13 protein-coding genes are annotated in these 12,696 nt (G+C 72.2%); 5 read left to right on the plus strand and 8 right to left on the minus strand.

All coding sequences use genetic code 11. The annotated features are described in order from the left end of the window. Positions 1–5: 5 nt before the first annotated feature. A complete protein-coding gene (locus tag D451_RS26600) occupies positions 6–800 on the minus strand; it encodes a class I SAM-dependent methyltransferase (RefSeq protein WP_017535253.1) in 795 nt (264 codons plus the stop codon). A gap of 83 nt (positions 801–883) precedes the next feature. Next, the gene (locus D451_RS0116560; protein ID WP_026125128.1) at positions 884–1,723 is read right to left on the minus strand and encodes an alpha/beta fold hydrolase; all 840 of its coding nucleotides are present in this window, start codon (positions 1,721–1,723) and stop codon (positions 884–886) included. Positions 1,724–1,806: 83 nt separating this feature from the next. On the opposite strand from D451_RS0116560, the gene D451_RS0116565 reads away from it, so the two are divergent. Then, entirely contained in the window at positions 1,807–2,418 is a 612-nt protein-coding gene (locus tag D451_RS0116565) for a CGNR zinc finger domain-containing protein (protein ID WP_017535255.1), read from the plus strand. Between the two features lie 14 nt (positions 2,419–2,432). On the opposite strand, the gene D451_RS0116570 is transcribed toward D451_RS0116565, so the two are convergent. The 3 genes from D451_RS0116570 to D451_RS0116580 all read right to left on the minus strand — a co-directional run bounded on the left by D451_RS0116570 (position 2,433) and on the right by D451_RS0116580 (position 4,694). Then, complete coding sequence (locus D451_RS0116570) at positions 2,433–2,912, minus strand: hypothetical protein (protein WP_017535256.1); 480 nt, start codon at positions 2,910–2,912, stop codon at positions 2,433–2,435. Between the two features lie 70 nt (positions 2,913–2,982). Continuing rightward, positions 2,983–3,738: an IclR family transcriptional regulator gene (locus D451_RS0116575; RefSeq protein ID WP_017535257.1), complete on the minus strand. Its 756-nt coding sequence runs from the start codon at positions 3,736–3,738 to the stop codon at positions 2,983–2,985. Between the two features lie 29 nt (positions 3,739–3,767). Next, a complete protein-coding gene (locus D451_RS0116580; RefSeq protein WP_378629409.1) occupies positions 3,768–4,694 on the minus strand; it encodes a sugar kinase in 927 nt (308 codons plus the stop codon). 195 nt (positions 4,695–4,889) lie between these two features. Between D451_RS0116580 and D451_RS0116585 the strand changes: the two genes are divergently transcribed. From D451_RS0116585 to D451_RS0116595, 3 genes are all read left to right on the plus strand, one after another. Then, positions 4,890–6,140: an amidohydrolase family protein gene (locus tag D451_RS0116585; protein ID WP_026125129.1), complete on the plus strand. Its 1,251-nt coding sequence runs from the start codon at positions 4,890–4,892 to the stop codon at positions 6,138–6,140. 115 nt (positions 6,141–6,255) lie between these two features. Further along, on the plus strand, positions 6,256–6,633 hold the full coding sequence (locus tag D451_RS0116590; protein WP_017535260.1) for a RidA family protein: 378 nt from the start codon (positions 6,256–6,258) through the stop codon (positions 6,631–6,633). 116 nt (positions 6,634–6,749) lie between these two features. Next, entirely contained in the window at positions 6,750–8,246 is a 1,497-nt protein-coding gene (locus tag D451_RS0116595) for a sodium:solute symporter family protein (RefSeq protein WP_017535261.1), read from the plus strand. Between the two features lie 46 nt (positions 8,247–8,292). Here the strand turns inward: D451_RS0116595 and D451_RS0116600 are convergent, their stop codons facing one another. Continuing rightward, complete coding sequence (locus tag D451_RS0116600; RefSeq protein WP_378712923.1) at positions 8,293–9,765, minus strand: APC family permease; 1,473 nt, start codon at positions 9,763–9,765, stop codon at positions 8,293–8,295. Positions 9,766–9,928: 163 nt separating this feature from the next. Between D451_RS0116600 and D451_RS0116605 the strand changes: the two genes are divergently transcribed. After that, the gene (locus D451_RS0116605) at positions 9,929–10,681 is read left to right on the plus strand and encodes a class I SAM-dependent methyltransferase (RefSeq protein WP_017535263.1); all 753 of its coding nucleotides are present in this window, start codon (positions 9,929–9,931) and stop codon (positions 10,679–10,681) included. A 78-nt stretch (positions 10,682–10,759) separates the two neighbouring features. Here the strand turns inward: D451_RS0116605 and D451_RS0116610 are convergent, their stop codons facing one another. Both D451_RS0116610 and otnK read right to left on the minus strand, forming a co-directional pair. Further along, the gene (locus tag D451_RS0116610; protein ID WP_017535264.1) at positions 10,760–11,410 is read right to left on the minus strand and encodes a class II aldolase/adducin family protein; all 651 of its coding nucleotides are present in this window, start codon (positions 11,408–11,410) and stop codon (positions 10,760–10,762) included. Then, complete coding sequence (gene otnK, locus D451_RS0116615; RefSeq protein WP_017535265.1) at positions 11,407–12,645, minus strand: 3-oxo-tetronate kinase; 1,239 nt, start codon at positions 12,643–12,645, stop codon at positions 11,407–11,409. The genes D451_RS0116610 and otnK overlap by 4 nt, the downstream gene beginning before the upstream one ends. Positions 12,646–12,696: the final 51 nt, after the last annotated feature.

Consider the following 12,696-nt stretch of genomic DNA (forward strand, 5'->3'; position numbering starts at 1 on the left):
TCGACTCACCCGTCCAGGGTGCGGCGTCCCCGGATACAGACGAAGGGGAAGAAGCCGACGCGCGTTCGGGGGTCGGACATGAGGGCGTGGATCCGGTCGAGTTCGGCCTCGGTCCAACCGATCGCGGTCAGCGCCGGGGTGAACTGCCGGGCGTAGTTGGAGATCAGCCGGCAGGTGGCCGAACCGCCCCGGGCGGTGTGCCGGTACTCGGCGGTCTCCACCCCCTCCAGTCCCGCGTGGATCATGGCGCGGTCGGCCTCGTACCCCCAGGCGTAGTCCTGTCCGGCGGGACGTGCGATGCGTTCGATCGTGGTCTCCAGAAGCCGGTGGTACAACGCGGCCTCCGACTCCGTCGGCGCCTCGAAGGGCACGGTGGGCGGTCGGGTGAACTCTCCGAGCACCAGCAGGCCGCCGGGGGCGAGTTCCCGGACCAGGGACTCCAGGATCTCGTGGCGGCGTTCGAGGTGCATCAGCAACAGGCGCGCGTGGATCAGGTCGAAGGGGCCGTCGACGGGCGGCCCCTCTTCGACGTCGTGCCGGTGGACCCGGACCTCGGGCACGTCGTCCAGATGCGTGGTGTCCAGATCGACGGCGTCCACCCGCCCGGTCGGGCCGACCCGCTCGGCCAGCCAAGCGGCGATCGAGCCGTTGCCCGCGCCCAACTCCAGACAGCGCTGCCCCTCGCGGGCGGCCACCTCCCCGATGAAGTCCCGGCTCGCCCCGTCGAGCAGCAGCGACAGGTGGTCGAGTTGGAACCGCCCCAGGTCGGTGCCGGAATCGAACGTGTAGTCGGTGTTCATGACGTTCCCCCCGTGGGGGGAGTATGCCCCGAGGGCGGCGGCCGTATCGGGGGTGCGGCCGAGCCCTCTCAGGGGTCCTCTGTCTAGAGGAAGCGGAGCAGGCGGTCGACCAGCTCGGCGGGGCGCTCCTCGGGGAGGAAGTGGCCACAGTCCTCCAAGGCCTCTCCGGTGACGTCGTCGGCGTATTCGCGCCAGATGTCGGCGACCGGGAGCGCGGCGGGCAGGCCCGCGTCCCCCCACAGGACCAGGAGCGGCATGGTCAGCCGCCGGCCGGCCTCCTGGTCGGCCTCGTCGGCGTTCAGGTCCTCGGGGTGGGTGGCGCGGTAGTCGTCGAAGCCGGCGCGCAGCGCCCCGGGGCGGGAGAAGGCGTCGACGTAGTGGTCGATGGCCTCCTCCACGGCGGAGCGATTGACGGTCCACCGTTCGAAGAAGTACCGCAGGTAGGTGTCGTGACGGCCTCCGACCAGCTGCTCGGGCAGGTCGGGCTGCATGTGGAACAGCCAGTGCCAGTAGTTGCGGGCCACGGTCATGGAGGTGCGTCGGAAGGTCGCCAGGGTGGGGGCGATGTCCAGCAGGGCCATCCGTTCGACCTCGTCGGGGTGGTCGAGGGCGTAGCGGTGGGCCACGCGCGCGCCCCGGTCGTGGCCCACCAACCGGATGGGCCCGTCGTCGAACCGTCGGGCCAGGGCCCGGACGTCGGCGGCCATGGTGCGCTTGTCGTATCCGCCGACGGGCTTGTCGGTGAGCCCGTATCCGCGCAGGTCGGGGGCGATGACGGTGTAGTGCTCGGCCAGGGCCGGCATGACGTGGCGCCAGCAGTGGGAGGTCTGGGGCCAGCCGTGGAGCAGGACGAGGAGGGGGCCGCTTCCGGCGCGCAGGTAGTGCATTCGCAGGTCGCCGACGAGGGCGGTCTCGCTGTGCATCATAGATCCTAACCATCTAAGGGGGTTAGAGAGTAAGGCTAGGATGGCGTCCTGTTCAAGTCGGGTCGAGCCGAGGAGGAGCCATGGCCACGTCCGCCCACGACTGGATCTGGGACGGCGGCCGGCCCTGCCTGGACCTGGTCAACACCCTGCGCGACCGCTGGAACGAACCTCGCGAGCTGCTCGTGACCCCGGCCGACCTCGCGGAATGGGCCGAGCGGAGCGGCCTCGCCGAGGCGGCGGGCGAACGGGTCCCCGAACCGGAACCGGCGTTGCTGGAGGAGGCGCGTGGACTGCGCGAGGCCGTCGACCGGCTGCTGATCGTCGCCCGGGAGGGGACCTCACCCGAGGCCGCCGACATCGCGACCGTCAATCGGTGGGCGGTCCGGGCCCACGAGGCCCGCCCCCTCCTGAAGGACGACGGGGGCGTGCTGCGCTCGGCCGATCCGGCCCCGGGGGTCGAACGGGCCCTGGCCGGCGCGGCCGCCGACACGATCGCCCTGGTCGCGGCGGGGGAGACGGGCGCGGTGCGGGTCTGCTCGCACGAACGGTGCGGGCTGCGTTTCCACGACCGTTCGCCCGGACGCAACCGCCGTTGGTGTTCGATGACGCGCTGCGGGAATCGGGCCAAGGCCGCCCGCCACTATGGGGGCACGCGACGGAGCGGGGCGAAGGGCGGGGAACGCCCGTCCTGACCCCCGCCCCGGGGTCAGCGGGAGCGCAGGATCGGGATCGAGAGGGCGATCGCGACGGCGAGCAGGATCAGGGAGGCCGGGCCGAACACCATCGAGGCCAGCCCGAAGCCGATGTTGGCGCCGATCACCGGGGCGGTCCCGATCATCCACCACAGTCCGGCCATCGCCGCGATCGGCGTCAGGGACAGGATGACCGCGCCCCACCGACGGTCCAGACGTTCGACCACCATCGCCCGGACGAGCAGCGCCGCCATGGCCAGGGCGATCACCAGGGCGGAGGCGCCGATCAGCGTCTCTGCCCACGCGGGCAGGACGAGGGGGTCGATCGCGTGGTCGGCCTCGTCGAGGGAGAAGCCTCCGGCGGCCGCCTCCTCATGGGGCGGAGTGCGTGTCACCCACCAGGTGGAGACGGCGGTGCCGGCCAGGAGCAGGGCGGTCATCAGGGCCGAGAGCGGCCGGGGGAGGGAGGCGGGGCGGGTCGGTGCGGGGTTCATGTCCCCATGCTCTCCGGACGGGGCCGCGGGCACGTGAGTACGAGTACTCAAGTTCGCCCCCGCGTTCCCCTCAGCGCGTTCGGGGAGGTCGCCACCCCAGTTCCTCGCCGATGGCGTCCGCCGCCGCGACCAGGTCGTCGGTGAGTCCGAGGAGCCCGTCGCGGTCCAGGACGACGCTGGGCGCGGACACCGAGATCGCCGCGTTCACCCTGCCCGCCGCGTCACGGACCGGGGCGGCGACGCAGTGGATGAACTCCTCGTGTTCGAAGTCGTCCAGGGCCCAGCCCCGGCGCAGGATCCGGTCCAGGTCGGCGTCGAGTGAGGCGCGGTCGGTGAGGGTTCCGGCGGTGCACCTGGCGAACGGCTCCGGGCCCAACAGGGCGTCGCGCTCCGCGGGCGGGAGGTGGGCCAGGATCACCTTGCCGATACCGGTCGCGTGCAGGGGCGCCAGGGCGCCGATGTGGGAGTACATGCGCACCGCGTGACGCGACTCCACCTTGTCCAGGTACACGATCCGATCGCCCTCCAGAGCCCCCAGATGGACGGTCTGGCCGGTGGCCTCGCCCAGGTCCCGGAGGTGACGGGCGGCCGAGCCCCGGATGTCCAGGCCGGTCAGCGCGGCGGCGGCGAGGGTGGCCATACGCGCTCCGAGCTGGAAGCGGCCGTCCTCGGTACGCCGCACGAAACGCTGTTCCTCGAGGGTGCGCAGCAGTCGGAGCGAGGTGGTGCGGTGCACGTCGAGACGTCGGCCGAGCTCACTGATGGTGCTGGGGCCGTCGGCCAGCTCCACGAGGATGCGCATCGCGCGTTCGACGCTGTTGGACACCTGTGCACCTTCTCCTTCGCCCCGCTCGTTCAGTGGTGGCGGCCCGAGGGCCCCGTGTCAGTGTCGCAGGAGGTCGGGGGTGGTGGGGGAGCGGGGGCGTCCCCCTCCAGTCCCAGGACCAGCCCGGCCAGGGCGGTCCCCTCCGCCAGACACTCCATCGGAGGCGCCTCGTCCAGCAGCCGGTGGAGGAATCCGGCGGCGAAGGCGTCGCCCGCGCCGACCGGTTCGACGACCTCGACCTCCGGGGCCGGATGGAAGAAGGAACCGCCCGCACGCAGGGCGGTCGCCCCGGTGGCGCCCTGCTTGACCACGAGCCACTCGGGTTCGGGGATGAGCGCGCGGAGCCCGTCGATGGTCTCGATCCCCCACAGGGCCTGGGCCTCGTCCAGCCCGCAGAAGACGACGTCGGCCCGGCGGGCCAGATCCAGCAGCCGTCGACGTCGACCCGGCGTGTCGTGCAGCGCCGGCCGATGGTTGACGTCGAAGCTGCGCAGTGTGGTGGGTGAGGTGTCGGTCAGCAGCTCCTCGACCAGCTCATCCGCGGTCTCCGACAGGGCCGCGGTGATGCCGGTGGTGTGGACCAGGCGCGGCGCGGCCTTTCGGACCGCGACGGCGTCGTCCCGGCCCAGGGCCGAGGCGGCCGACCCGCGCCTCCAGTAGCGCATCCGGGTGCCCTCGGGGCCGGGGTGCTTCATGTACAGGCCGGTCGGACGGGCCGGGTCGATCCGGGAACGACAGACCACGCCGGAGGCGGTGAGCCGCTCGCGGATGCGGTCGCCGAAGGGGTCGTCGCCCAGGGGGCCGTGCCACTCCACCCGACGTCCGGCCCGGGCCAGGTGCACGGCGACGTTGCCCTCGGCGCCGCCGACCTCGGCGCGGAAACGCGGGGCGTGGCCGGGGGGCGCCTCCTCCGGGACCAGGAGCGCCATGCACTCTCCCACGCACACCGCGTCGATCCGCGGTCGTGCCGTCCCGGGGGCGTGCGTGGATCGGGGGTCCCTCTGAGCGGGGGGATGCGGCTCGTCCACCGAGGTCCTTTCGTAGCGCTCGACACCGAACTCATTGACCCGTGTCACGTCGGGATGCTATTCAATCTGTTGGCAATGGAGCAACAGTGTTGCGCAGGGCGCAACACCATGGGGGTGATGGGTGTGTGGGACCTTCTGCTCCACGGCGGACGGGTCATCGACCCGGGCACGGGAAGGGACGAGATCGCCGACATCGGCGTCCGAGGCGGCAGGATCGTCGACGTCGCGGTCGACCTGCCCCGCTCCGAGGCCGTGCACGCGGTGGACGTCACGGGCCTGGTGGTCCTGCCCGGCCTCGTCGACCTGCACACCCACCTGGGCGACGGCGCGGGCTACTGGGGGCTCGACCCCGCACCGATCGCCTGGCGCACCGGGGTGACGACCTGGATCGACGCCGGCTCGGCGGGCGCCTACACCCTCGCCGGGCTGCGCCGGTCGATCGTCGACCCCTCCCCGCTGCGCGTGCACGCCCTGATCAACGTGGCCGGCACCGGCCTGGTCGGTCGGACCGGCGAACACCACGTGCTGGAGAACCTCGACGTCGACACCACCGTGGCGGTCGCCGCCGCCGAACCGGACCTGGTCCGCGGGGTCAAGGCCCGGATCGACCGGCACACCGTCGGCCCCCACGGGATCGAACCCCTGCGCCGCGCCCGCAGCGTGGCCGACCGGCTCGGCCGCCCCCTCATGGTCCACATCGGCTACGGGCCGCCCGGTCTGGCCGAGATCGCCCCGCTCCTGAAGGAGGGGGACGTCCTCACTCACTGCGCCACCGGCGTGGCCGCCGGACTGGTCTTCGAGGGGCGACCCACCGACACGCTCCTGCGCCTGCGCGACACGGGCGTCGTCTTCGACCTGGGCCACGGCTCGGGCGCCTTCGACTTCGAGGTGTTCGAGGCCGAACTGGCCGCCGGGATCGACCCCGTCGTCTCCACCGACCTGCACGTCCGGTCGATCCACGGGCCCGCCTTCGATCTGCCCACCGTCATGGCCAAGGCCATGGCCGCGGGGATGGACCTGAACCGGGCGGTGGCCGCCGCGACCGTCCGCCCCGCCCGCGCGCTGGGCCTGGACGCGGGAACCCTGGCGGTCGGCGCCGCCGCCGACATCGCCGTCTTCGAGATCGACCACGACGGCTTCGACGCCGTGGACGTCCACGGCGGCGTCCGCAGGGCGCCGGTACGACTGACCAACACCGCCACCTACGTCGGTGGTCGCCTCCTGCCCCCGGCCTCGGCCGCGCCACCGCCCCTCTGGGTGCCGCTCAGCCCGGCCCAACAGGAGGCGGAGAACGAACGCCGCGAACGGGTGCGGGCCTCCGTGCGCCGCCTCGACCGGCCCGAGGACTTCGACGAACCCTTCCCCCGCCCCTGACCGGAGGACCTCGACGAGACCCTCCACCGACCCCCCGCACGAACGCCCCGGGCCCCGGGGCGCAGCCGCACCCGTCCGCCGACCGGTGGACCGATCCGATGTTCGAGGAGAACACATGAGCAAGAAGAAGACCCTGGTCACCCCCAACGCCTCCCCGCCCGGAGGCCCCTACTCCCACGCCGCCATCGCCGGGGACTTCGTGTACCTGGCCGGGGCCACCCCGCACCGCACCGACGGCTCCCTGGTGGAGGGCACCTTCGAGGAGCAGGCCCGCGCCACCTTCGCCAACCTCGTCGCCATCGCCGAGGCCGCGGGTTCGAGCCTGCGGGACGCCGTCCAGGCCCGGGTCTACCTGCGCGACCTGGACGACTTCCAGGCGATGAACACGCTCTTCGCCGAGTACTTCGGTGACGAGCCGCCCGTGCGCACCACCATCCAGGCCGACCTGCCCGGGTTCCTCATCGAGATCGACGCGGTGCTCTACACCGCCTGAGGAACGGCCTCCACCGGTCCTCCCGTCCGGGGTCGCCCTTCGACCGGGCGACCCCGCTCCCTCACCCCGCCCCGGAGCCCCCACGGCCCCGTACCCCCTCACGACGGAGCAGTGTCATGGTCGAAGCACGGATGATCTATCTCCCCGCCCTGATCGCCGCGGTCCTCCTCATGATCGGCGTCGGCTGGTGGGTGGCCCGAAGGACCCGCGACGGGGAGGACTTCCTCCTCGCCGGGCGCCGCCTCGGGGTCCCCCTGATCATGGGCAGCACCCTGGCGACCCTGGTCGGCACCGGATCCAGTCTCGGCGCGGTCGGCTTCGCCTACCAGAACGGCTGGGCCGGAGCCCTGTACGGGATCGGCGGCGCGGCGGGGATCCTCCTGCTCATGTGGCTCTTCGCCGACGTGCGCGAGTACGGGTTCATGACCTTCGCCGAGGAGATGAGCTTCTACTACGGCGCGAACCGCGTGGTGAAGGGCGTGGTGGCGGTTCTGCTGTTCCTGGCCTCCGTCGGATGGCTGGGCGCGCACATCATGGGCGGCGCCATGTATCTGTCCTTTCTGACCGGGATGGACGCCGCGACGGCCAAGGTCGTCGTGGCGCTGGGCTTCGGGATCTACACCGTCGTCGGCGGCTACCTGGCCGTGGTCGTCACCGACGCGATCCAGGGCACGCTGCTGTTCGTCGGCTTCACGCTCCTGGCGGTGCTGGCCCTGGTCCACGTCGGAGGGTTCGCCGGTCTGGCCGAGGGCAACAGTGAGGAGGCCCTGTCCATGCTGGGCGTCGAGGCGCTGGGGCTCCTGCCCGCCCTGTCTCTGGCCGTGGTCATCGCGGTGGGCGTCCTGGCCACCCCCTCCTACCGGCAGCGGATCTACTCGGCCGCCGACGTGCGGACGGTGCGCCGCGGCTTTCTGATCGCCGGAACGCTGTTCGCGGTCTTCTCCCTGCTGCCCGCCATCGCGGGGATGTCCGCCCACGCTCTGGAACCGGGCCTGGACAACCCCGATCTGGCCTTCCCCTACCTGGCGACGACGCTCTTCCCCCTCTGGCTGGGCGCCTTCCTCCTGGTGGCCGGGTTGTCGGCCACGATGTCCTCGGGGGACTCCGACGCCATCGTCGGCGTCACGATCCTGCTGCGCGACGTCGTGCAGCTCGTCACCGGACGGCTGCCCCGGCCCGACCGTCTCGTCTTCCACTCCCGGGTGGCCCTGGCCTCGGTCCTCGCCCTGGCGCTGGTCTTCGCCCTGCTGGCCACGACGATCATCGACTACATCACCCTGCTCATCTCCACGGTGCTCACCGGCCTGCTGGTGGCCTCCCTCCTCGGCCGGTTCTGGCCCCGGGCCACCTGGCAGGGCGGGGTCTCGGCGATGGCGGCCGGTTCGGTGGCGGCGCTGGTCGTGAACAACGTGGACTCCTACGCCGCCTTCTGGGGCAACGCGGTGCTCCCGTCCCTGGCCGCGGCCCTGATCGCGGGCGTGGTGGTCAGCCTGCTCACGCCGAGGAACCGGGTCTCCGACGAGGAGGCGCTGCGGGTCCTGGCCGAGGAGCGGGCCGAGCTGGACGTGGGCACCGAGATCAAGGGCGAACGTCCCCGTACGACCGAGGACTGAGGGAACGGAGGCGGCCGTTCCGGGCGGGACCCGGAACGGCCCGCCGTCACGGTCGGCCGCTCCGTCGACGGGTCCGTTCGGCGACCCGCGCGCTCAGTTCCTCCTCGGCCTCGGGTCCGGGGCGCACGCCGCCGGGGATCCGGATGAGGAAGACCAGCCCCAGCGCCCACCAGGCGACGAACATCAGCCACGGCTCCGGGGACAGCGACGCCGGCATGCCGGGCAGGTAGAGGGCGAGCATGGCCGTGGTGGTCACCACGGCCGCGACCCCCACCAGGACGCCGACCCAGGGACGTCGGCCGCCCACGCGCATGGGGCGTTCCATCCCCGGCTCGCGTCGGCGCAGCAGCAGGAACACCACCGAGACCATCAGATAGGTGATGACGATGCTCGGCCCGCCGGAGTCGACCGCCCAGTCGAGCATCGCCAGCCCGAAGAACGGCGCCCCCATCGACAGGGCGCCCACGAACAGCAGCGCGTTGACCGGGGTGCCGTTGCGCCGGTGCATCACCCCGAACCAGCGGGGGATCATGCCCGAACGGGCCATCGCCCACAGCAGCCGGGACACCCCGATCAGGAAGGCGTTCCAGGTGGTGACGATCCCCGCGAGACCGCCCGCGACCACGAACATCCCCCAGAAGGGGTGGCCGAGCATGTGCGTCATCGCGTCGGCGGTGGCCAGGTCCATCGAACCCAGGGAGGCGGTGGGCGCGGCCAGCGAGGTGGTCACCACGATCACGATGTAGAACACCGCGGCCATCACCACGGACAGGACCACCAGGGAGCCGATCCGTCGGGGCGAGACCCGGGCCTCCTCGGCCGACTGCGGGATCACGTCGAAGCCCACGAAGAGGAAGGGCACCACGACCAGGACGGCGATGATCCCGGAACCGCCGCCGGTGAAGAGCGGTTCGACGTTCTCGGGTCGGCCGCCGAAGAAGGAGGAGGCGAGCAGCACCACGGCGACGACCACCAGGAACAGCACCGCCGAGGTCTGGAGGAGACCGGCCTGCCGGATCCCTCGGATGTTCAGCCAGGTCAGCAGGGCGGCCGTGGCCGATCCGACCAGGGCCCAGGTCAGGTGCACGTCGGCGCCCGCGATGGTCCACAACTCGATCCGGGGCAGATCGGGGAAGAGGTAGGTCAGTGATCGGGGGACGGCGACCGACTGGAAGAGGATCACGGTGACGTAGCCGCCGACGATGCCCCACGAGCCGAGCAGCGCGGCTCTGGGGCCCATCCCTCGAAGGAGGTAGTGGTGTTCGCCGCCGGCCTTGGGCATGGCGGAGACCAGTTCGGAGTAGACCAGGCCGACCAGCGCCATGACGACGCCGCCGACGAGGAAGGCCGTGACGGCTCCGAGGGTGCCCGCGCTCTGGATCCAGCCTCCGGTGAGCACGATCCAGCCGAAGCCGATCATCGAGCCGAACCCGAGGAAGAAGACGTCGATCCGGCCCAGGGTCCTGATGAAGCCGTGTCGTTCCTCGGGTGGGGAGGTGTCGGAGGGGTGCGTGGTCATGGGGGTCCTCACTGTGGGAGACGTTCCTCCAGGAGGGTGACGTGGAACACAGTGCGAACGCAATGCCGGCACGGTCGAAGATCCCGACGAAGGGGCCCACGCGCGGCGCGGGGCCCGGAAAAACCCTTGGCGTGGCCCGTTCCCGCCGGGTTAGCGTTCCCGCATGGAACAGAGCGAGAACGCGCTGACGTGGGATGCCGAGACCGCCGCCGAGTACGACACCCCGGGTGAGGGGATGTTCGCGCCGGAGAGACTCGGCCCGACCGTGGAACGTCTGGCCGAGCTCGCCGAGGGCGGGGCCGCGCTCGAATTCGCCGTCGGCACCGGCCGCGTGGCGATCCCGCTCGCCGAACGCGGGGTCCCGGTCACGGGGATCGAGCTGTCCGAGGCGATGATCGTCCGCCTCCGTGAGAAGGCCGACGAGACCGCCCTGCCGGTGACGGTCGGGGACATGGCCACCACCCGCGTCCCGGGCGACTTCACCCTCGTCTACCTGGTCTACAACACGATCGGCAATCTTCTCGAACAGGACGAGCAGGTGGAGTGCTTCCGCAACGCCGCGCGTCACCTTCGACCCGGTGGCCGGTTCGTCGTCGAACTGGGCGTGCCCGACCTGCGCAGGCTGCCCCCGGAACAGAAGGGCGTCCTGTTCACGGCCGAGGACGGCTACATCGGTCTGGACACCTACGACGTGGCCCGCCAGCATCTGGTCTCGCACCACTTCCGCTTCGGGGAGGGACGCGAGGCGCGGCTGCTCCGGTGCGCGCAGCGTTACGTCTGGCCGGCCGAACTCGACCTGATGGCCCGCCTGGCCGGTTTCGTCCTGGAGTCCCGGCACGCCGATTGGGAGGGGGCCGCCTTCACCTCCGAGTCCCGTTCGCACGTGTCGGTCTATCGGCTGCCCGAGACCGGCTGAGGATCACGACGAGGGGCCCGCGCCACCCGGCGCGGGCCCCTCGTCGCGTGTCCGCCCGTCCTCCCCCTCGGGACGGGGTCAGCACTCCCAGACGGTGCCGTAACGTTCGGTCAGCTCACGCACGTCCTCGGGCGTCAGCACGGAGAACTCCCGTCCCTGGAGGGAGACCACGATCCGGGAGGCCTCCTCCAACTCGATCGCCCCGTCCAGGGCCGCGGCCGGGTCGGCCGCCGCCACCAGGGAACCGTGGTTGGCCAGCAGCGCCGCGCGGAAGTCGCCGGGCAGCTCGTCCAGGTTCTCGGCCAGGCGCGCGCTGCCCGGGGCCGCGTAGGGCACCAGGGGCGCCTGCCCGACCCGCATCACCAGGTAGGGGGTGATCGGCGGCAGGGCGGAGGTCTTCGACCAGGCGGGCAGACAGGAGGCCGCGACGGTGTGCGGGGAGTGCAGGTGCACGACCGCCCCGGCCCGCTGCACCCGGCGGTACATCGCCAGGTGCAGCGGGAACTCCTTGGACGGGGCCGGGCCATCGACGTGGCGGCCGGAGTCGTCCAGGACGGACAGCTCTCCCGGGTCCAGTTCGCTCAGCGGGACCCCCGTGGGGCTCATCAACGTCAGGTCGCCCGAACGGACCGAGACGTTGCCCGACGCGCCCGGGCTCAGCCCCAGGTCGACGGCGCGACGCCCCGCCGCGCACAGTCTCTCGGCGTCCTCCAGTGTCGTAGGGTTCACTCCCCTTCCTCCCAAGCGCGGACGAAGAGGTCCTCGCCGCCGAAGTTGCCGGACTTGAGCATCAGGTGCAGGTCGGCGCCGTCCTTACGGCCGAGCATCCACGCCACACCCGGGTCGACCTCGGGGCCCAGGGCCAGCGGGCCCACGCCCAGACGTCGCACGACGGCGCCGCTGGTCTCGCCGCCCGCGACCAGGAGGGCGCGCACCCCGGCGGCCACGAGTCGCGCGGCGATCTCCGAGAGGGCGTCCTCGATCAAGGGCGCGTCGGCCGTGTCGCCGACGTGCTCGGGGGCCGAGGTCGCGTACACCACGAACGGGCCCTCGCCCGAGCCGAGCGCGCGTTCCACGGCGGTGGAGACCACCCCGTCGAAGTCCGCGCGCAGGTCGGCGGGGACCAGGTGGATCCCGTCGCCCTCGGCGAGCGCGTGGCGGACCTGGCCCTGGGTGGCGCGGGAGGCGCTGCCGGCCAGGACCACCCGGGGACCCTCGGGGAGGGTGATCCGGGAGGGGCCGAAGTCGCGGGGGCCGCGCAGACCCTGGGCCAAGGCGCTGCCGCCGGTCAGCAGACGCAGGTGGTCGGTGGCCTCGGCGAGCGTGTCCAGGTCGGCGTCGTCCAGGGCGTCGACGACCACGAAACGGGCGCCCGAGGCGGCCGCCGCGTCGATGGCGGAGCGTACGGCGTCGGCCCCTCGGACCACGACCTGCCAGGGCACCAGGGCGATGTCGTCCGCGCCCCCGGACACCTGGGGCGCGAGCAGACGCGGCAGGCTGGAGTCGGTCATCGGGGTGAGCGGGTGGTGGCGCATCGACGACTCGTCGAGGGGGTCGTCGCCCACGAACAGGTGGCCCCGGTAGACGGTGCGGCCGTTGGCGGGGAAGGCGGGGGCGATCACGGTGACGGGCTCGCCGAGGGCCTCCAGCACCGCCTCGCAGACGGGGCCGATGTTGCCGTCCGGGGTGGAGTCGAAGGTCGAGCAGTACTTGACGTAGAACCGTTCGCAGCCGGCCGTCCGCAACGTCTCCAGCGCGTTCAGGGAGTCGGCGACCGCCTCCCGTACGGGCGCGGTGCGCGATTTCAGGGCCACGACCACGGCGTCGGCGCCGTCGGTGTCGACGGCGCCGACGTTCGGGTCGTCGCCCAGGACGACGGTGGTCCGGTATCCGGCCGACGTGAGGGCGATCGCGATGTCGGTCGCTCCGGTGAGGTCGTCGGCGATCACTCCGAGGGTCGCCATGGGGTCCTCCGTAGGTTGGTCGTTTCTTCCGGTCGTGCGGGCCGTCCCCGC

This window comes from Nocardiopsis alba DSM 43377 (assembly GCF_000341225.1).
Lineage (GTDB): Bacteria > Actinomycetota > Actinomycetes > Streptosporangiales > Streptosporangiaceae > Nocardiopsis > Nocardiopsis alba.